This is a genomic window from Microcoleus sp. S36b_A4, from assembly GCF_036700645.1.
Lineage (GTDB): Bacteria > Cyanobacteriota > Cyanobacteriia > Cyanobacteriales > Microcoleaceae > Microcoleus.
Window position 1 is genome coordinate 63,186 of sequence record NZ_JAUBPI010000022.1, and the last position, 19,727, is coordinate 82,912.

At 45.6% G+C, this 19,727-nt stretch carries 14 protein-coding genes; 4 read left to right on the forward strand and 10 right to left on the reverse strand.

Annotated elements, in window-relative coordinates:
- Nucleotides 1-95: 95 nt before the first annotated feature.
- The 7 genes from QUA03_RS09580 to QUA03_RS09610 form a co-directional block, all read right to left on the reverse strand.
- The gene (locus QUA03_RS09580) at nucleotides 96-788 is read right to left on the reverse strand and encodes a response regulator transcription factor (protein WP_333080704.1); all 693 of its coding nucleotides are present in this window, start codon (nucleotides 786-788) and stop codon (nucleotides 96-98) included.
- A 175-nt stretch (nucleotides 789-963) separates the two neighbouring features.
- Nucleotides 964-1,791, reverse strand: a complete 828-nt coding sequence (map, locus tag QUA03_RS09585; RefSeq protein WP_333211580.1) for a type I methionyl aminopeptidase — start codon at nucleotides 1,789-1,791, stop codon at nucleotides 964-966.
- Between the two features lie 435 nt (nucleotides 1,792-2,226).
- On the reverse strand, nucleotides 2,227-4,296 hold the full coding sequence (locus tag QUA03_RS09590; RefSeq protein ID WP_333211582.1) for a response regulator: 2,070 nt from the start codon (nucleotides 4,294-4,296) through the stop codon (nucleotides 2,227-2,229).
- A 7-nt stretch (nucleotides 4,297-4,303) separates the two neighbouring features.
- A complete protein-coding gene (locus tag QUA03_RS09595) occupies nucleotides 4,304-5,029 on the reverse strand; it encodes a chemotaxis protein CheB (protein WP_333211584.1) in 726 nt (241 codons plus the stop codon).
- The gene (locus QUA03_RS09600) at nucleotides 4,983-5,810 is read right to left on the reverse strand and encodes a protein-glutamate O-methyltransferase CheR (RefSeq protein ID WP_333211586.1); all 828 of its coding nucleotides are present in this window, start codon (nucleotides 5,808-5,810) and stop codon (nucleotides 4,983-4,985) included. Before QUA03_RS09600 ends, QUA03_RS09595 begins: the two co-directional genes overlap by 47 nt.
- A 151-nt stretch (nucleotides 5,811-5,961) precedes the next feature.
- Nucleotides 5,962-11,778 carry a HAMP domain-containing protein gene (locus QUA03_RS09605; protein WP_333211588.1) on the reverse strand — a complete coding sequence of 1,939 codons (5,817 nt, stop codon included), beginning with the start codon at nucleotides 11,776-11,778 and terminating at the stop codon, nucleotides 5,962-5,964.
- 292 nt (nucleotides 11,779-12,070) lie between these two features.
- Complete coding sequence (locus tag QUA03_RS09610; RefSeq protein ID WP_333211590.1) at nucleotides 12,071-14,143, reverse strand: FAD-dependent oxidoreductase; 2,073 nt, start codon at nucleotides 14,141-14,143, stop codon at nucleotides 12,071-12,073.
- Nucleotides 14,144-14,304: 161 nt separating this feature from the next.
- Between QUA03_RS09610 and QUA03_RS09615 the strand changes: the two genes are divergently transcribed.
- The 3 genes from QUA03_RS09615 (at nucleotide 14,305) to QUA03_RS09625 (ending at nucleotide 16,544) form a co-directional block, all read left to right on the forward strand.
- Entirely contained in the window at nucleotides 14,305-14,817 is a 513-nt protein-coding gene (locus QUA03_RS09615) for a hypothetical protein (RefSeq protein ID WP_333211592.1), read from the forward strand.
- A 92-nt stretch (nucleotides 14,818-14,909) separates the two neighbouring features.
- Nucleotides 14,910-15,674: an aldolase/citrate lyase family protein gene (locus tag QUA03_RS09620; RefSeq protein WP_333211594.1), complete on the forward strand. Its 765-nt coding sequence runs from the start codon at nucleotides 14,910-14,912 to the stop codon at nucleotides 15,672-15,674.
- 201 nt (nucleotides 15,675-15,875) lie between these two features.
- Nucleotides 15,876-16,544, forward strand: coding sequence for a 2OG-Fe dioxygenase family protein (locus QUA03_RS09625; RefSeq protein ID WP_333211596.1), 669 nt, complete (start codon nucleotides 15,876-15,878; stop codon nucleotides 16,542-16,544).
- A gap of 123 nt (nucleotides 16,545-16,667) precedes the next feature.
- Here QUA03_RS09625 and QUA03_RS09630 read toward each other — a convergent pair whose 3' ends face one another.
- The 3 genes from QUA03_RS09630 to QUA03_RS09640 all read right to left on the reverse strand — a co-directional run bounded on the left by QUA03_RS09630 (nucleotide 16,668) and on the right by QUA03_RS09640 (nucleotide 18,847).
- A complete protein-coding gene (locus QUA03_RS09630; protein WP_333211598.1) occupies nucleotides 16,668-17,156 on the reverse strand; it encodes a hypothetical protein in 489 nt (162 codons plus the stop codon).
- 361 nt (nucleotides 17,157-17,517) lie between these two features.
- Nucleotides 17,518-17,931 carry a nuclear transport factor 2 family protein gene (locus tag QUA03_RS09635; RefSeq protein WP_190657739.1) on the reverse strand — a complete coding sequence of 138 codons (414 nt, stop codon included), beginning with the start codon at nucleotides 17,929-17,931 and terminating at the stop codon, nucleotides 17,518-17,520.
- A gap of 76 nt (nucleotides 17,932-18,007) precedes the next feature.
- Nucleotides 18,008-18,847, reverse strand: a complete 840-nt coding sequence (locus QUA03_RS09640) for a Uma2 family endonuclease (protein ID WP_333211600.1) — start codon at nucleotides 18,845-18,847, stop codon at nucleotides 18,008-18,010.
- A gap of 113 nt (nucleotides 18,848-18,960) precedes the next feature.
- Here QUA03_RS09640 and QUA03_RS09645 point away from each other — a divergent pair, with 113 nt between their 5' ends.
- The gene (locus tag QUA03_RS09645) at nucleotides 18,961-19,539 is read left to right on the forward strand and encodes a Uma2 family endonuclease (RefSeq protein ID WP_333211602.1); all 579 of its coding nucleotides are present in this window, start codon (nucleotides 18,961-18,963) and stop codon (nucleotides 19,537-19,539) included.
- The last annotated feature ends 188 nt before the right edge of the window (nucleotides 19,540-19,727 follow it).

The following is a 19,727-nucleotide window of genomic DNA, read 5'->3' on the forward strand; positions in this document are numbered from 1 at the left end:
TAACATTTCTAAGTTGTTGCATAATTCTCGTTACCAGGAAGAGCCTGGTAACGCAGCTCGGCGAGGCAGAGCCTCCAGCCAAGTCTAGAGGACTCCTATTTCGTCAAGCCGTGTTCGAGAGCGAAGCGAACCAACTCAGTACGGCTGTTAGTACCCGTCTTGCTAAATAAACGGCTGACGTACTTTTCCACATTACGCACGCTAGTTTCCAAGCGGCGGGCAATTTCCTTATTCATCAAACCTTGAGCAACCAAATCCAAAACACTTTGTTCTCGCGGAGTCAAATCAATTTTAATCGGCGAAGGACTTTGGGCGATCGAACTCCGCCCACTCAGCAAAGACTCAATTCTCGCCATTTGGCTTGTCAAAGCAGCAATATCTGGACTTTCAGCATTTTCGCTTGTCTCCTTAGCAGCCGCGCGGCGGGCTAGCAAATTGGTTACTATTGCTACTAATTCGTCGGGATCGAAGGGCTTAGAAAGATAAGCATCGCAGCCTGCTTGATAGCCTTGAATGCGATCGCTCGTCATCCCCTTAGCCGTCAAAAACACCACCGGCAAAGCTTTATAGCGAGGATCTTCCCGCACTTGCTTGAGAAACTGATAACCGTCCACCTGGGGCATCATAATGTCTGAAATCACCAAATCCGGATTAGTCTGCTGCAAGATTTCCCAGCCGTCGCGAGCATTACTGGCAACCTCAACCGCAAAATCGCTATCTTCCAAATAAGCTTGTACTGCTTCCCGCAAGCCCGGTTCATCATCTACCAATAATAATCGTGCTGACATCTCTGTTACCTTCTTAATAGTGTAAATATTGTAGGTTGGGTTGAGGAACGAACCCTACACTTCGCTCCGCCCAAATCTTCATTTTAAATAAGGTGTTGGGTTTCGCCATCGCTCAACCCAACCTACAGAATAAAAACTTTAGCTCAAAACTCAAAACTATTGTCTTTTTTTCCCCTTAAACTTTGGAACGATCAGTCAAAATTTCATAGCCAGTTTCTGTCACCAACACAGTATGCTCAAACTGAGCCGACATAGCATTGTCAACTGTTACAGCAGTCCACTTGTCAGAAAGCGTCCGAGTGTACTTAGAACCAGCATTCAGAATCGGTTCGATCGCCAATGTCATACCGGCTCGCAATTTCACGTTCGGCATTTCGCGGGTGCGGAAATTGAAAACCGACGGTTCCTCGTGCAAATTTCGTCCGACACCGTGGCCGGTAAACTCCTCAACGATACTAAAACCGTTGCTTTTGACATGATCTTCCATCGCACCAGCCAGATCGAGCAAATAAGCTCCAGCCTTCACTTGTTCGATGCCTTTGTAGAGAGCTTCTTCTGCGACTCGGATTAATTTGGCCGATTCGGGAGTCACTTCCACAACTGCGATCGTAATGCAAGAATCGCCGTGAAAACCTTGGTAATATGCCCCCGTATCTACCTTGAGAACATCTCCGGCCCGAATTACCTTTTTGGCGCTGGGGATGCCGTGAACAACTTCGTTATTAATACTAGAGCAAATCGATCCAGGGAAACCGTGATAGCCTTTAAAACTCGGAGTTGCACCCATTTCGCGGATACGTTTTTCGGCATAAGCATCCAAATCAGCAGTAGTCATTCCCGGTTTCACCATTTGGGAAATTTCTTTAAGTACCGTTGCAACGATTTTTGCTGCTTGCCGCATAATTTCGATTTCGCGTTCCGACTTAATTTCAATGCCTCGACGCTGTTTTTTGACTTGGGGTGCTTGAGTTGGACTAGAAAGCAGACTGCTAAAAATATTCATGTATTGATCGGCGGGTAATTTTGTACTTTGACGGCAGGTTGAAGCAAAAAACGGCAAATATCCAGCTTTTTGTGGAAAAAGGGGTGTCTTGTTCCGAACTGTCGATCGCGTGTCCTTTAAGCTAGCTTAATATTTTTCTCAGTAATCAGCACGGGATTGGGGGGTCAATCGATTTTAGATTTTAGATTTTAGATTTTAGATTGAAGCATTGACCCCACGAATAAATTCGGGGGATCCTTTATCGGATACAGGTTTTGTATTTCTGGGTCCTGAGTCTGCTTTCGGAATGAATCACGTGGCGGGTATCCTGGATGCTTGATTGTCAACAAAGCGGTTTTAACCGCCGAGTCCGTTGGAAATCACCGAATAGCACTATTGTCAATCAGCCTTCACGGACGGCCTCTCCTGCCCAACCCCTACTCCCCACAAGAAAATTTACTCTTTGTGGAACAGGCATCTTGCCTGTTCTTGAGCATGGTGCAAGATATCAGTTGGAGCGGGATTTCCGAGCCTTCCTGTAAGGTTACCAATTGCGGCAATTAACTTAGTTATGTCAACTGGTTTAGATAAGTGCATCTGGAAACCAGCTTCCAGCGCTTGCTTGCGCTCTTCCTCTCTGGCGTAAGCCGTCAGGGCGATCGCAGGCATCTTTCCACCCCTGATCACTTCCAGTTCTCTCACGCGCGCGATCAACTCATAGCCGTCTGCTCCCGGCATTCCAATGTCGCTCAGCAGCAGATCGGGCCAATAACTCTCCAGTGCAGCTAGAGCCCCGGCCACCGATGTCGCCGATCGCACCATAGCTCCTTCGTCCTCGAGTAAAGCAATCAAAAACTCCCGCGTGTCATCGTCATCATCCACCACCAGCAATTGCAAATTAGCCAGAGTGGGGAGAGTCTCTGTCGCGTCATTGAGTTCCGACCAATCATCCCCTGCACCTCCGGTCTTCCTTTGTGCAAGAGGTAAAGCCACCGTAAATTTCGCACCTTCGCCCGGATTATTCTCTGCATGCACCTTACCGCCGTGCTGTTCCACCAAGTGACGGACGATCGCCAATCCCAGCCCCAAACCCCCGTAAGACCTAGTTGTGCTGCTATCAGCTTGGCGGAAGCGATCGAAAACATAAGGCAAAAAATCAGGAGCTATACCAATGCCACTATCAATTATCTGAATGTGAGCCTCATCGCCAACTGACTCTAACCGCACCTCTACTTTACCCTCTTGCGGACTAAACTTAATCGCATTTGACAGCAAATTCCACACAATTTGCTGCAAGCGATCAAAATCGCCGATAACTTCACCTACATTTGGGCTGCACGTTAATTCTATGACTATTGATTTTTCCTCGGTCAGCGGCTGCAAAGAATCTATTGCCAGCTTGATCGCAGATTCCAACCGAATCGGATGCATATTTAAATTTAGTTTCCCCCGCAGAATCCGCGAAACATCTAAAATATCTTCGATGAGTTGAGCTTGAGATTTAGCATTGCGCTCAATTGTTTCTAGGGCTTTCTCAATAGTGTCTTGGTCAAAGGTTTTGGTACGAAGCAGCCTAGACCAGCCGAGAATTGCATTTAAAGGAGTACGGAGTTCGTGAGAGAGAATAGCTAGAAATTCATCCTTCATCTGGTTAGCTCTCTCCGCTTCTTGTCGCGCCACTTGTTCGCGGATTAGTCTGCTGCGTTCTTCCTCTGCTTGCTTGCGGTCTGTGACATCTCTAACCGTACCCACATGACCGATCAGTTTTCCCAAATCCGAAAACATTGGCGACGACTGCACATTAATCCAACGCACAGTTTCGCTCCCAGCTAATCGAAACTCATTAGAATATTCGTGACCTTCTTTAATCCAAGCTAACCAATGTGCTACTACGCGATCGCGATCTTCTTCATGAACTTCCCGCTTCCAAATCTCTGCTAAACTTTCCTCCAAAGTTAACCCGCAAATCGCTTGACAACGGGGATTGATGTAAGTACAGCGGCCTTCAACGTCAGCTAAGTAAATTCCCAGTGGTGAACAAGCACACAAAGTGCGAAACCGCTCTTCACTTTTACTTAGTTCACTATTAACCGCAGCTAACAGTGTTGCTTGCTGCTTCACCTCGACTGTTTTTTGGAACAATTCCACAAATACCTGCACCTTCGAGGTCAATATTTCCGGTTCCAAGGGTTTGAACAGGTAATCCACCGCACCCAGAGAATAACCTTTAAACACGTGGGTGTCATTACTGCTGAATGCTGTGATAAAAATAATCGGAGTCGCTCGCGATCGATCTCTAGAGCGAATCAATGTTGCTGTCTCAAATCCATCCATTCCCGGCATCTGCACATCAAGCAAAATTACTGCAAAATCTTCATTAAGCAGACATCTCAGAGCCTCCGCGCCCGAACTAGCTTGTACTAGATTATAAGAGGGGCTGTTGAGAATAGCTTCTAGAGCTATCAAATTTTCTGGGCGATCGTCAACTAAAAGGACATTTACTCGATGGGGGGACTGCTGATTCATAATTTTTTTAATCTTTAATTCTTAGCAAATTGACTAAACAGGGAGCGATTTTAGAGAGGGGTAAAATCCAGTCTACTTTAACATTTGCGATCGCCGATGCTGGCATGGTCGGGCATAGAGCTGAAGCCGGTTCCTCCACGAATGTCAATCCTCCCTCAGCTTTAATTTTTGCCAGCCCTTTACTACCATCCGAATTAGCTCCCGTTAAAATTATGCCGATAACTTTCTCCCCAAAGGCATCCGCAGCAGACTCAAACAGCACATCGATTGAGGGCCGCGCATAGCAGACAGGAGCCTCAGTTGATAGTGCAAACGTAGGAGTTCCGCGATTGCGGATTGGGGAGTTTGAATTATGGATTGACTCCACTGCCACGCTCCCCCATTCTGTAAAGTCGTTTTCATACAGGATAAACTCCTCGTCAGAGGGCGATTCTATTAGCAAGTGATAGTCAGCAGGAGCCAAGTAAACCCGTCCAGGTGCGATCGGCTCTTTGTCTTTTGCCTCTGTGATTTGGAGAGAGCTTTGCTTTTGTAAAAAATAAGTAAGCCTATTCTCAGAACTCTTATGGCGGTGTTGGACAATAACTACAGGCAAAGGAAAGCTTTGGGGCAAATCTGCCAGCAGCACAGTCAGAGCCTCTAGCCCTCCCAAAGACGTACCCACAACCACTATTTCAAAATTTTTCTTATTTAATTCTCCGGTAGAGTTTCTCACTACTTTCAATTGGTTCATAGTATTTTTCATAAGGTGTAAAAGTCAGAGACTCCTGATGTCCTAGTCCTAAAACTCCAAACATTCCCAGGCTCTCATAAAAAAGCTTGTGTACCCGCTCTTGGAGGTGTGAATTGAAATAAATCATCACATTACGGCATAAAATAACATTAAATTCATTAAAAGAATTATCCGTTGCTAGGTTGTGGTGAGCAAAGACAATATTATCTTTAAGTGAAGAGCGAAAAATCGCATTTTCATAGGCAGCAGTGTAATACTCAGAAAACGCTTTCTTGCCCCCCGCTTGGTGGTATAGTTGCGTATATTCTTGCATTTGTTTCAGCGGAAATATCCCTGTTTTGGCTGTTTTCAAAACTAATTCATTCATGTCCGTAGCGTAAATCCGACAACGGTCATAAAGTCCTTCTTCTTGCAGCAAGATTGCCATAGAATAGACTTCTTCGCCCGTTGAACATCCAGCGTGCCAAATCCGAATAAAAGGATAAGTACGCAACAGCGGCACCACTTTATTTCTGAAACTAATGTAAAAGCTGGGATCGCGAAACATCGCCGTTACATTGACAGAAATATCCAGCAGTAAACGATCTAGGTAAGCAGGATTGTGAAGTACCTTTTCCTGAAGTGCAGAGACAGTGGTGAGCCGTTCCGAGCGAATAGTGTTCCTAATACGGCGCTTGAGAGAGGCAAGAGCATAATTACGAAAATCAAATCCGTAATAGCGAAACATTCCCTCTAGTAGGAGTTGAATTTCGATTGTTTCAAGTTCATGACTTTCGGACATTTTTAATTACTAATTGGGAATTGGGCATTTTTGACTGTTGACTGTTGACTGATGACTGTTGACTGTTGAATCCTGACTGCTGACTGTTGACTAATGACAATTAACAACTGACAACAATCAACAGTCAACTGCCAACTGACAACTGACTTCATTATCGATAAAGCCAGACACGCAGCAGCGAGAGCAACTGTTCCGTATCAACAGGTTTGGTAATGTAGTCAGACGCACCAGCTTCGATACATTTTTCCCGATCGCCCTTCATCGCTTTCGCAGTCAGAGCAATCATTGGCAACGAAGCAAATTGAGGCATATTACGAATTGCTTGCATGGTTTCGTAACCGTCCATCTCTGGCATCATCACGTCCATCAACACAATATTTATCTCAGGCGTATTTTGCAATTTAGCAATGCCCTCTCTGCCATTCTCAGCATACACAACTTCCATTTTATGGCGCTCCAGCATACTTGTGAGGGCGAAAATATTCCGCATATCGTCGTCAACAATCAAGACTGTTTTGCCCGCCAGCGTCGAATCTGTTTGATACAATTGCTCTAGCATTTGGCGCTTTGGTTCGGGCAAATTTGCTTGCACTCGGTGCAAAAACAAAGCTGTTTCATCTAACAGGCGCTCAGGCGACCGCACATCTTTAACAATGATTGTTTCCGCCATGCGCTTGAGTTGAGTTTCTTCGGATCTTGTCAACTCTTTGCCCGTATAAATAATAAGTGGCAGACTTTTCAAAGTAGCCTCTTGCTTGATCTGCTCTATCAGTTCAAAACCAGTCATATCTGGTAGTCCCAAATCGAGTACAACGCAGTCAAAATGCCCCGATTTCAAAATTTCTAGCGCCTCTGCACCACTCCCCACAGCCGTGGTAGAAACATCGTGATTACCGATTAAATCCACAATACCTAGACGCTGTGTTTCGTCGTCTTCCACGACTAGCAAATTCTTCACTGGTCGCTCCACAAACCCCTTAATATCAGTCAAAGCTTTGCTCAATGCTTCGCGACTGACAGGCTTTTGTAAGTAAGCGATCGCCCCTAACTGCAAACTGCGCTGCCGCCCTTCTTCAACTGATACAATGTGAACCGGAATGTGGCGCGTACTTGGGTCGTGCTTCAAGCGATCGAGCACTGTCCAGCCATCCATCACAGGCAAATTTAGATCCAGCATAATCGCAGTTGGCTTGAACTCTCGAGCCATCGCCAAACCGATATCGCTCCGCAAAGCCACCAAACCTTTAAAACCCTGTTCCTGCGCCATATCCAGCAGAATCCGAGCAAAGTTTACATCATCTTCAATAATCAACAGCACGCGATCGTCACTCTCAATATTTTCTCGATCATCAAAGATTAAAGGTGAGGGGTAAGGTGCGATCGGCAAGTGGAAATTCGGCAAAGGAAGTGCGGGAGAATTAGCAGGGGGTAATTGAGGCGTTTGCTTGCCCGTTCCCGAACCCGTATCATTCATTATTCGCGATTCTTGGTAAGTTTGTGGCAGATAAAGCGTGAACCTACTACCCTCACCAGGGCTACTTGTCAATTTAATTTCTCCACCTAACAAATTAGCGATTTCTCTACTAATTGACAAACCCAAACCCGTGCCCCCGTATTTGCGGCTAGTGCTACCATCTGCTTGTTGGAAAGCCTCAAAAATAACCCGGTGTTTTTCAGCAGAAATCCCAATCCCGGTATCGCTAACTGAGAAAGCCAAAACAGTAGGGGAACTCGTTAAACTTTCTATTTCTAAATTCCACCCGGTCCGCGCTACTTCGACACGCAATTTCACCTCACCCCGTTCTGTAAACTTAAACGCATTAGAGAGGAGATTCTTCAAAACTTGTTGCAGTCGTTTAGCATCAGTATAGAGACCTTTTGGCAACCCAGACTCAAGCTCTAATTGAAAACTCAACTTCTTATCTTGGGCGATTTGGCGGAAAGTCCGATCCAAATGATCTCGCAAGTCCGTAAACAACACTTGCTCAATTTCCACTGACATCGTGCCTGATTCAATCTTAGCGAGATCCAAGATGTCATTAATCAGCCCTAACAAATCTGTTCCAGCCGAGTAAATTGTGCGCGTGTATTCAACTTGCTTCTGAGTCAAATTGCCCTCAGTATTGTCAGAAAGCAATCGAGCGAGAATCAACAGCGAATTCAGCGGAGTACGCAACTCGTGAGACATATTTGCTAGAAACTCCGACTTATACTTAGAAGTTAGAGCCAACTGTTCCGCTCTTTCTTCCAACAACCCCCTCGCCTGTTCAATATCTCGGTTTTTCCGCTCAACTTCCTTATTTTGCAGCGCTAGCAATTCAGCTTGTTCTTCTAATTCTTCATTCGTTTGTTGCAACTCTTCCTGCTGACTCTTCAACAGTTCCTCAGATGCGCGGAGAGACTGCGCTTGTTGTTCGAGACGCTTGTTAGTTTCCGTTAGTTCCTTTTGCTGAGTTTGTAACTCTTCCGCCAAAGACTGCGACTGTTTCAGCAACTCTTCCGTTCGCATACTCGCCGCAATTGTATTTAAGACAATGGCGATACTTTCTGTAAGTTGGTCGAGAAATGTTAAGTGTATTTCGCTGAATCGCCGGAACGAAGCTAACTCGATTACTGCCGTCACTTGTCCCTCAAAGAGTACGGGTAAAACCACAACATTCAACGGCGTAGATTCTCCCAGCCCAGATCCAATTTTAATGTAGTTCTCCGGCACTTCAGTCAACAGTATGCGTTCCTTTTCCAGGGCGCACTGTCCTACCAAACCTTCGCCTAAATGGAATCTATTTCCTAACTGTTTGCGTTCGCGGTAGGCGTAGGTACTTAACAGTTTGAGAAACGGATCGTGTTCCACAGCTTCCATCATAAAGAATACGCCATGCTGAGCAGAAACCAGCGGCGTCAATTCTGAGAGAATTAGTTTAGAAACAGTTTCTAAATCTCGCTGACCTTGTAGCATTCGAGTGAACTTAGCGAGGTTGGTTTTCAGCCAATCTTGCTCAGTATTCTTCTGCGTCGTCTCTCGGAGATTGGCAATCATCTGGTTAATGTTGTCCTTAACAATGGCAACTTCTCCTTCCGTGGCGACGGAAATTGACCTCGTTAAATCGCCTCTGGTAACAGCAATTGCCACTTCGGCGATCGCCCGCAGTTGAGTAGTCAAATTCGCCGCCAATTCATTCACATTATCCGTCAAATCTCGCCACGTCCCCGCCGCGCCGGGAACCTTTGCCTGGCCGCCCAATTTCCCTTCAATTCCCACCTCCCGCGCCACTGTAGTAACTTGATCGGCAAACGTCGCCAGCGTATCAATCATCTCATTAATCGTATCTGCCAGAGTTGCAATTTCTCCCTTAGCTTCCAGCATTAATTTGCGCTTCAAATCGCCATTCGCCACCGCCGTCACAACTTTAGCAATACCTCGCACTTGCGCTGTCAAATTCCCCGCCATCGAGTTTACGTTGTCGGTTAAATCTTTCCAAGTTCCTGCAACTCCTTTCACCTCAGCTTGACCGCCCAATTTACCCTCAGTTCCAACCTCCCGCGCCACCCGCGTTACCTCAGAAGCGAAGGAATTAAGTTGATCCACCATCACGTTAATAGTGTCTTTCAACTCCAGAATTTCGCCTTTAACATCTACTGTAATTTTCTTAGACAAATCGCCATTTGCCACCGCTTTCGTCACTTCCGCAATGTTCCGAACTTGCGCCGTCAAATTCCCCGCCATCAAGTTAACATTATCAGTTAAATCTTTCCAAGTTCCCCCTACACCCCGCACATAAGCTTGCACACCTAATTTACCTTCCGTTCCTACTTCCCTCGCCACCCGTGTTACTTCAGATGCGAAGGAACTCAACTGATCCACCATGATGTTAATCGTGTTTTTCAGTTCGAGAATTTCCCCTTTCACATCTACTGTAATTTTCTTAGACAAGTCGCCATTTGCCACAGCGGTTGTCACTTCCGCAATGTTCCGCACTTGTGCTGTTAAATTACCCGCCATCGAGTTAACTGAATCCGTTAAATCTTTCCAGGTGCCGGCAACTCCTTTAACTTCCGCTTGCACGCCTAATTTCCCTTCGGTTCCCACTTCCCTAGCAACCCTGGTTACTTCCGATGCGAAGGAATTTAATTGGTCAACCATCGTGTTGACGGTGTTTTTGAGTTCTAGAATTTCCCCTTTAACATCTACAGTAATTTTCTTTGATAAATCGCCATTTGCCACAGCAGTCGTAACAGCCGCAATATTCCGTACTTGCTCTGTCAAACTACCCGCCATAAAATTAACTGAATCCGTTAAATCCTTCCAAGTTCCTGCTACGCCTCGGACATCCGCTTGACCGCCTAGTTTACCTTCCGAACCCACTTCCCTAGCAACCCTGGTTACTTCAGATGCAAAGGAATTAAGCTGATCCACCATCACGTTAATGGTGTTTTTCAGTTCTAAAATTTCGCCTTTAACCTGTACCGTAATTTTTTTAGATAAGTCACCGTTAGCAACAGCCGTCGTCACCTCAGCAATGTTGCGGACTTGTGCTGTTAAATTCCCGGCCATTGAGTTAACTGAATCCGTTAAATCTTTCCAGGTTCCTGCTACTTCCTGCACTTCAGCTTGCACGCCTAACTTCCCTTCCGTTCCCACTTCCCTAGCAACCCTGGTTACTTCCGATGCGAAGGAATTTAACTGGTCAACCATCGTGTTGACGGTATTTTTGAGTTCGAGAATTTCCCCTTTAACATCTACGGTAATTTTCTTAGATAAATCGCCCTTTGCCACAGCGGTTGTCACTTCAGCGATGTTCCGCACTTGTGCTGTCAAACTGCCTGCCATGAAGTTAACGCTATCCGTTAAATCCTTCCAAGTTCCGGCAACTCCTTTAACTTCTGCTTGACCGCCGAGTTTGCCTTCGGAACCCACTTCTCTCGCCACCCGCGTTACTTCCGATGCGAAGGAATTTAACTGATCTACCATGATGTTAATCGTGTTTTTCAGTTCGAGAATTTCACCTTTTACATCTACTGTAATTTTTTTAGATAAGTCACCATTTGCCACAGCCGTCGTCACGTCGGCAATGTTCCGTACTTGTGCGGTAAGATTGCCAGCCATTGAATTAACTGAATCCGTTAAATCTTTCCAGGTTCCTGCAACTCCCCGCACTTCAGCTTGCACCCCTAATTTGCCTTCCGTTCCTACTTCCCTAGCAACTCTGGTTACTTCAGATGCGAAGGAACTCAACTGATCCACCATGATGTTAATCGTGTTTTTCAGTTCGAGAATTTCGCCTTTAACATCTACTGTAATTTTTTTGGATAAATCGCCATTTGCCACTGCCGTTGTCACTTCGGCAATGTTACGCACTTGTGCTGTTAAATTCCCCGCCATCGAGTTAACTGAATCCGTTAAATCTTTCCAGGTTCCAGCAACTCCTTTAACTTCTGCTTGCACCCCTAATTTCCCTTCGGTTCCCACTTCCCTAGCTACCCGCGTTACTTCCGACGCAAAGGAGCTCAACTGGTCTACCATTGTGTTAACAATTTGCGCGGTTTGGAGGAATTCTCCTTTGAGGGGTCTGTCTTCTATTTCTAACGCGATAGTTTGCGATAAATCTCCTTTTGCTACGGCGCGAATTACTCTGGCGGTTTCAGAGGTTGGTTGCACTAAATCTGTAATTAGGGTATTGACAGAGTTTACGCTAGCTGCCCATGACCCCTCGGCGCTGCCGATGGTTGCCCGCTGGGCAATTTTGCCTTCTTTACCGACAACTGTGCCGATGCGATCGAGTTCGGCCGCCATTCTCTCATTGAGCTCGATAATGTCGTTAAGTTCGTCAGCAATTTTCCCCGCTAGACCGGTCTGGTCTATAGGCATCCGAACTGAAAAGTCCCCTTTTTTGACAGCTACTAAGGTTCTGAGTAACTGTTTGGCATAACCATTACTGGAATTGGCGCTTGTTATCTGTGCAGTTGACATGACCGTTACCTTTGACGAGTTTGAAGGGGAAGGGGGGAATATTTTTGAGATTATTGATATTATCCGACTAAAGCAGTGTCTGATTGCTTCTATCGAAAGATGGATGACAAATTGCTGTTTATCAGGTATTTTGTTATTGGTTATTTTATACTGGTTAGCAAACTCTTCTTGCTAACCAGTTAATTGTCGGGTGTCAGGAACAGGCTCGCAAGCCTGTTCCACCCTGTTCCACACAGAGTGAATTTTATTGTAAGGCGGGCAGGATGCCGGCCCTACAGATTATCAACTGCGATTATTTCCAATTTTGCCACGAACTATTGAAAATAGAAGTACCCGGAAAGGCGATCGGATTGGCATTTTGTTGCAACCGCAACTGCAACACTTCCAAGTTGGGCTCGCGGGACGGCAATTCGTCCACTAATTCATAAGGGAGAATCCCCTTTTCTAGGGAAAAAGCAGCCGTAACTCCCGCCGCCGCACCGGCAGACCATTCAAAAGAATGCACTCGATAAGCAGCGGCCGCTGTGTGGCTAACAGCAATACTTTTACCCGCCACTAACATATTGTCAATTTTCTGGGGAATCATTGCCCGCAGCGGAATTTGGAAGGGATAAGCTTGCCCTTGACCTTTGCGAGTACCTTCCCGTTCGGTATTTCCTGGTGCTTCCGGCGGACTGTTGGTCATGCAGGGGTGAAAGTCGATCGCATAATGACCGATACCCACAGAATCAGGATAAATCGTAGCGCGCGATCGCGATTTTGTATCCTCAACAGATTGACTTCCCACAGCCAAAGCCGGCGCATTCAAACCACCCACAGCTAACCACAAATTGCGATACTCTTCCTCCGACAAATTCTGGCGGTAAAAATCAGCCGTAAAGTCAGTGCGAGACATATCAACTTCCCACACCGTAAAACCTTGAGGCTGATTGAAACTCGGTCGCCCAATAATGCGCCGGCCCTCCCGCATATAAGGATATTTAGAAAGTCCGTGCACCGTCCCCATCGGCGAATCCAACCCGCTCAAAAAACGATTGTTTGGATTAGGCTTTTTGACTCCCTCTCCTAGCTGCGAGTCAGTAGTTCCTGTTACCAGCCAGTAGAAAAATCCTTTGGCATTTTCCTCTCCCTTTCGCAAAGTTTCGGTTCGCAAACCGCCCATCCATCCCCCCGGTTGCAGTTGACCTGCTGCCTCCAACTGCTCGCGAGAATAAATTAAATTATCCTGGGCAGAACCGGGACGATAGTCATTGCCCCAAGTCCAGTTTTGCATCGAAATATCCCCCGGATAAATCGGGAATTGCTTCGGGTCGGAAGGTCGCTTTTCATCCGGTCTCATGCTCCTGATTTGGCGGTAGGTGAAAACTAAGGGAAAGCTCGCCAATCTCTGCAATTCGTAGCTGTAGTAAGGAGCGTATTGTTGATAAAAAGACGGCATTTGATGCTGTTGCGGTTCCTTCGTTGCCTCCATCGCAAAGGTGTAGGTAAAACCTTGAGTGCAGTAAGCGTCGCCGGTGGGGCTGGCAGAAGAAGGTTCGAGAGGGGAACGCGGGTCAATTCCGAGGCGGTAGGGAACATCCGCAAGTCCGATCAATTCTCCTGTTTCAGTGGCATCTACCACATACCACTCAGCAGGTCTAGGTTTTGAATTTGACTGGTTAGGTGGTTTGGGAATAAACCGAATAATAGTTTTGTTAAATCGCGGAGAATTTTCGTAGCGATAGGCATCTTCGATCGTCTGAGAAAGAGTTTCGGTGTTGATTGGTGGCGTGTTGGCGGCGGGTTTGTGTTGAATGGCGATCGCACTTTTAATTTGTTGACCCCCTACCGCATTCCCCGCCACAGCAGGAGTAATTGCTAGTTCTTTAATAACTGTATTGGGAAACCATTTCAGCGTGCCTTTGCCTTTTTTAGCGGCATCCTGCAAGATGTTAAATAGAATTTTGTGACCGTCGTATGGCATAAAACACGAATAGCTAACCCAACAGCCTCCGGGATTTAGCCGGCCGTAATGTTCCTTGATCCGCTCCCGCAATTCTAGGTAGCCACGGGGGTAAAATAAGAGCGATCGCTGAGTATCTCTTTCATCGAGTGCGGAAGTTCCCTGGGAGGAAATTTGACCGCCTACCCAATCAGTAATTTCAGTGAGGCAAACTGTGCGCCCCGCCAGCAAACCTTCGTAAGCGGTAGCAGCCCCTGCGAGACCGCCGCCTGCTACTAGAATGTCGCAAGTTTCAGCAGTGTCGGGATTGCGGGGAGGTGCGGCAAATACTGGCGAAATGCTCCCCATCGCGGAAATTATGCCGAGGGTGAGGCTAAGGATCGATCGACCTTTGAGCAAAAATAGATACTGTCGAAGTTTCATCGGAGATTGTGGAATTAATTTTGACATAGCGCGAAAAACACTCATCCCATTTAAATGTTTATTTTGCAGTATACTGGTATTTCGCGCTGTTGTCAGGGAAAACTTTTTTAGAGAAGAGGCATTAATACCAGCAACAACTATTGAACAGCCGGATGAACCTTATGCTCAAGATAGTCAAATTTTTTAGGTTATTTATTCCTTTTGAGACTTTAACAATTACCACCAGTTTAACTTATTCGGAAGTTTTACGCAGGTTGGACGAAGTTGTTACTCCTCCCAAAGTTTTTAGAATAATTATACCCTTTTGTCAGCCCCCTGCGAAACCCTATGAAGGAACGATTGATGGCCAAACCTTCAAAATTAATCGCATCATCATCGGCAGACATTTATTGTTCCCAATTATACAAGGATATATACATAATCAACAGTTCGGTTGTTCCATCAGGATTAGGATGAGTTTACATACAACAGTTATAGGATTTCTGATTCTGTGGCTGTGGACAACTGGCAGTATTGGAATGTTTTCTTTATTTGCTTGGTTAGTCGAACCATCCGTGGGAGCCATATTTTTACCAATTTTAGGAATGTTTATTTTTGGCTGGCTTTTGTGCTTGATTCCATTTAAAATAGAGGCAAAAGCAGCTATAAAATTCTTGTCTATTCTCTTAACATAAAGTAATTGATTACGACCATATTTGAGCTGTATTATTAAAAACAATCGGGCTTCATTTGCAGTAAAAAAAAACTAAACTTTCCGGGATTACCCATGCGTAAAAACCAACTCAAACAAAAAATTAAACAAGGCGAAACAGTCCTCGGTTTATTTATGAACTGCGCTTATCCCGCATTCATGGAAATCTGCGGTCACGCTGGATTTGATTTCGCCGTTATCGATATGGAACACGGCCCCCTGAACCCGCTTGCTGCTGAAGATTTGTGTCGCGCCGCCGACTGCACCGGAATTGCACCGATTGTTCGTGTCCGCAAAAACGACGGGCCGCAAATTCAACGAGCTCTCGACATCGGCAGTGCAGGAGTTCAAGTACCTCAAATTGAAAGCAAAATCGATGCCGAAACCGCTGTCAAAAGTGCTAAATACAGTCCTCTGGGCACGCGAGGCCTTTCCTTTGCTACGCGGGCAGGACTTTACACCGCTGCAGGTACAAATATCACCGATCGACTCAACGAAGAATCCTTAGTTGTGATTCATGTCGAAGGCAAATGCGGCATCGACAACCTGGCAGAAATTGTTACTGTGCCAGAGGTGGACGTGATTTTTCTGGGGCCTTACGATTTGTCACAGTCGATCGGCATTCCCGGCCAAGTCCGCGATCCCCGAGTCATCGACATGATGCAAGAGGCAGTCCAAACCATCCGCAAAGCAGGCAAAGCCGCCGGTACTTTTGCCGAAAACCCCGAAATCGCCCAGCAGTGGATTGATGCTGGCGTTCAGTACGTCGCACTTGGGGTCGATGTTGGCGTTTTCCTGCGGGCCTGTCAGTCGCTGGTGAAAGCAGTCCATCGATTTTAGATTTTAGATTTTAGATTTTAGATTGGGGATTTTGGATTAAAAGAAGAACCAGCCCCCAATTCATCTTGTCGTCTTTACGATATCTTTGCAATTTTTGTAGTGTCTTTTACGACACATACAAAAATCCTGCGCTAGAGTAGAAGCATACACCTCCTCCAGGCAAAATTAGGGAGGGGAGCAAGGCTTCAGGGAGTAAAATCTATGAAAACCGTATTAGAATCCATTCATTTGGATTATGCCTTCATGTTTACTTTCAAAAAAGTAAACTCGATTAAGCTAGAAGGCTTCAAGGAATTTTTTGACGATATGCCTGTCGATCCGTATGTGAAAGGTAAGTATCGTTCGAGAAGATTATCGCGGTTTGCAGTCAACGGAAATGAGTTAGTTAAGCTACCTCACGGCTATTTGTATCAAAGCAAAACATACAATCCGCTAGTGGGTGATATCAGGCGGGAATTTGCCGAATTGGACGATCGGCTAATCGCCCTCGATAATTTCAAACAGATGATTTTTGCTTTTTTCGATTCCTGCAAAATTCACCCGGAAGCTGAAATCGGCATCCATCAAATCAGAACGACTTGTTCGCCAAACAATTTCGGCAACCCCGCACCGGAAGGCATTCACCAAGACGGTACTGACTTTATCGGGATTTTCTCGGTTGACAGAACTAATATTGTCGGCGGGGAAACGCATTTGTACTTGGCTAAAAAAGAGAAGCCTGTTTTTAATAAAATTCTGCAACCAGGAGAATTGCTGTTAGTTAACGACCACGAGTTTTTCCACTTTACTACACCGATTAAACCGGAATCTGAAGGAGTGGGAACCAGGGATGTCTTTGTGCTGACTTCTCCGAGTTTGCTTACCGATTGAGGATACAGTCTGGGACGAATAACCTAATGATGTAGGGTGCGCGCAGCGCACCTTACTTCGATTACCCATTACTGCATCCCACAGATCACCTTTTGGTTGCGCCCCTCCCCATTTCAATGATGGTTAATGCTTGGGAAAATCGATTCCTGAAATTGATATTCCTTCCATCTTCTGCACATATCGTCCTTGCGCCGCTACACATTCTGCCATTTTTTTAGCTTGTATGGGTTGACTCCTGGGATCGGGGGAGATACCTCTATACTCCCATGTACCGCGAATGTCGCCAGAGAATGCTTTTCCATTGTTTTTTAATACTAGCTCCGTGCCAGTTGCATCAATATAGTATTTCCCATTTTCAACAGACACGCTGCTAATTGTGATAGATTCGACTCCTTTGTAGGGATTTGCAGGGCCATCAACGATCTTGATGCAGATTCTATTGTTTTGATGTGCAATCTCTCTACGGGAGTTATTGAACATTGTTCCTTGAGCGTAGTAAGATCCTGTGGGTAGAATTGTAGAGCCTTGTTGATTACTTTGAGCAGAAGAAAATAATGAGATTGACAGAAGGATAGAACTAAAAATTAGTGTTTCGATCGCCAAAAATTTCATTTGCAACAAAACTCCATTAAAATTGTTTTTTCAGATTCTACACGATCGCAAATGCTCTATAAACTTCTCTAGAGTTCTTGCAAAAGTCAAATTCACCTCCAGCAAGTCCCCCCTTATTCAGGGGAGCAACAAGAATAATCTTGCTTCTTCCCCTGATTCAAGGGCAGGGTTGGGGTGGGTGCTTTGTGTTTTTACAAGAGTTCTAATCATGACTCAAGTCATTACTACAAACCTTTCGTTAGTAGTGAGGACTTTATTCGTCTTTCTGGCGTTTAGTCAATCATGACTCAAGTCCTGACTACAAACCTGCGTATTTTCCTAAAAAGCCAGGTTTATGCCTCTAGCAACTCACAGATAAATCTTATCGAAACTTCCGTTCAGACTCTTGAATCGGAACATCATTAATACTAGCTTCACGTCTTCGCATTAACCCATTTTCGGCAAATTCCCACTGTTCATTACCATAGGCGCGATACCAGTAGCCAGAATCATCGTGCCACTCATACTCAAATCGAACAGAAATCCGATTATCTGTAAAACTCCACAGTTCTTTCTTTAAACGGTAATCTAATTCCTTTGCCCATTTTCGTCTTAAAAAAGCCTTGATTTCTTCCCGTCCGCTGAAGAATTCGGCACGGTTTCGCCACTGAGAATCTTCCGTATAAGCTAAGGCTACTCGTTCTGGATCGCGGGTATTCCAGGCATCTTCAGCAGCTTGAACTTTGGCTTTAGCCGTTTCTAACGTAAAGGGCGGTAGAGGTGGTTTAGTTTCCATCAGCTTTGTTTTTTGTGATTATAAAATATCAGGTGCGGGATGCTCGCGCTACAGAGAGAGTTTTGGGAATTTGAGATCAATCCTCAGCATCGGGATCGATTCCCATTGCTCGCAGTCGATCGGCTAACTGGGTAATTTTTCGCTCTGCTTGTTCGGCTCTTTCCCGTTCTTGTTCGGCTCTTTCCCGTTCTTGTTCAGCTCTTTCCCGTTCTTGCTCGGTTCTAGCCCGCTCAATTTCAACTTGTTCGGAGCCAGTTAACAGCAAATTTCCCTGCGAATCCCACCACCGCAGCCAAAGCAATTCTTGATTTTGATAGCTTCCCTGCCACAGTCCCAATTCTACATCTAGTACAGGAATGGGATAGTGACCGCGTGCGTTTGGCTGCATCCTTTGATACACAAAATCTATCAGGTGATAGACTTCTAAATTGCCAGTTCTCATTTCATAAATGCCGTAGTAAGGAATGCGAATAATTCTCTCGTACACCCAAAACTTACCCGGTTTAGTGGTAGTACCGTCAGCGGCCACAGTCAAGGGAGTACGATCGCGCTCTTCCTCTCCATTACCGCTAGCAAATTCTAAAGCAATGAACGGAGCCATGTGTTCCCGCCAAAGTACATAAGAACGGCGAAAACCGTCAAGTGTTGCGGGTACATTCGGCACATAAAACCAATCCGGTGCTTCTGCGCCTCGCTCTGGCGGGTCAGTTTCTCGCCAGTAAATGCCGCAATCTTGCCCGATCGCATATTGTCCATCTGGATGCAGCCGCTCTACAACCGGCCCGATCGAATCTGTCAGAATGATGCTCTGAGGATGCTCCTGAAAATTTTTCACAAATGTACCGTCTTCGTCTGGCAATTGGGTATGATCGGGGAATGCAGGAGGCAGACCTGTAGCAGTTATTATCTCAGTCATCGTCTTTTCCGTGCAGTTATTGTTAATTGTACTGCGAAATTTTAGAGCAATCTGATTTGAAACTTTAGCTAATATTCGCTAATATGGAAAAGCGATCGTAAAAGGTAAGTCAAATGGTTGTCGCAATTTCTAAAGCGGGATTGGGTACAGGTGCGGCTTTCCTGTCAAACGTGACATGGGAGACTCTGGAAAAATTGGATGCTGATTTGGCAGACACTGGGGCGCGCTTAACTTATTTGGATGGGTGTTTAGAAATTATGGCCCCTTTATCTGATGCTCATGAAGAACCTAAAAATACTTTAGGTCAGGTTTTAGAAGTTTATATGCGGACGAAGGACATTCGTTTCTACGGACGCGGCAGTACAACCATCGGGATGAAGGAGTTGGGTGCACGGAAAGAACCGGACGAGTCTTATTGTTTGGGTACGCGCAAGTCGGTTCCAGATTTGGCGATCGAGGTAACAGTGACGAGTGGTGGAATTGATACGCTGGAAATCTATCGTCGTGTGGGAGTGCAGGAGGTTTGGTTTTGGGAGGATGGGGTAATTTCGGTTTATTGCTTGCGTTCTACGGGATATGAGTTGGTGAGTAAGAGCGAACTTTTGCCGGAGTTGGATTTGCGATCGATCGAGTTTTATTCGCGGATGGCGGATCAATATGATGCGGTGAATGCTTTTATGCGATCGATGTAGAAGTTGAGAAGTGCTACTATATAAACTGATTGATGCAGGTGAAGTTACAAGACACAATAAAGCCCCCTTAAGAAAACCAAACACAACAACTGCTGGCATTCAAACAAGCTTTTAATTAGGGCTTGCTGAATAATCGATCGCACATCAAGAATAAGAGCGATCGATATCTTCAAGCCGAGTTAAATATA

Bases quoted from the DNA above. Each gene is read 5' to 3' on its own strand.
- QUA03_RS09640 (WP_333211600.1), bottom strand. From the start codon at position 18,847: ATGACTGAGATAATAACTGCTACAGGTCTGCCTCCTGCATTCCCCGAT.
- QUA03_RS09630 (WP_333211598.1), bottom strand. From the start codon at position 17,156: ATGAAATTTTTGGCGATCGAAACACTAATTTTTAGTTCTATCCTTCTG.
- QUA03_RS09625 (WP_333211596.1), top strand. From the start codon at position 15,876: ATGAAAACCGTATTAGAATCCATTCATTTGGATTATGCCTTCATGTTT.
- QUA03_RS09635 (WP_190657739.1), bottom strand. From the start codon at position 17,931: ATGGAAACTAAACCACCTCTACCGCCCTTTACGTTAGAAACGGCTAAA.
- QUA03_RS09615 (WP_333211592.1), top strand. From the start codon at position 14,305: ATGCTCAAGATAGTCAAATTTTTTAGGTTATTTATTCCTTTTGAGACT.
- QUA03_RS09605 (WP_333211588.1), bottom strand. From the start codon at position 11,778: ATGTCAACTGCACAGATAACAAGCGCCAATTCCAGTAATGGTTATGCC.
- QUA03_RS09580 (WP_333080704.1), bottom strand. From the start codon at position 788: ATGTCAGCACGATTATTATTGGTAGATGATGAACCGGGCTTGCGGGAA.
- map (WP_333211580.1), bottom strand. From the start codon at position 1,791: ATGAATATTTTTAGCAGTCTGCTTTCTAGTCCAACTCAAGCACCCCAA.
- QUA03_RS09645 (WP_333211602.1), top strand. From the start codon at position 18,961: ATGGTTGTCGCAATTTCTAAAGCGGGATTGGGTACAGGTGCGGCTTTC.
- QUA03_RS09595 (WP_333211584.1), bottom strand. From the start codon at position 5,029: ATGAACCAATTGAAAGTAGTGAGAAACTCTACCGGAGAATTAAATAAG.
- QUA03_RS09620 (WP_333211594.1), top strand. From the start codon at position 14,910: ATGCGTAAAAACCAACTCAAACAAAAAATTAAACAAGGCGAAACAGTC.
- QUA03_RS09600 (WP_333211586.1), bottom strand. From the start codon at position 5,810: ATGTCCGAAAGTCATGAACTTGAAACAATCGAAATTCAACTCCTACTA.
- QUA03_RS09610 (WP_333211590.1), bottom strand. From the start codon at position 14,143: ATGAAACTTCGACAGTATCTATTTTTGCTCAAAGGTCGATCGATCCTT.
- QUA03_RS09590 (WP_333211582.1), bottom strand. From the start codon at position 4,296: ATGAATCAGCAGTCCCCCCATCGAGTAAATGTCCTTTTAGTTGACGAT.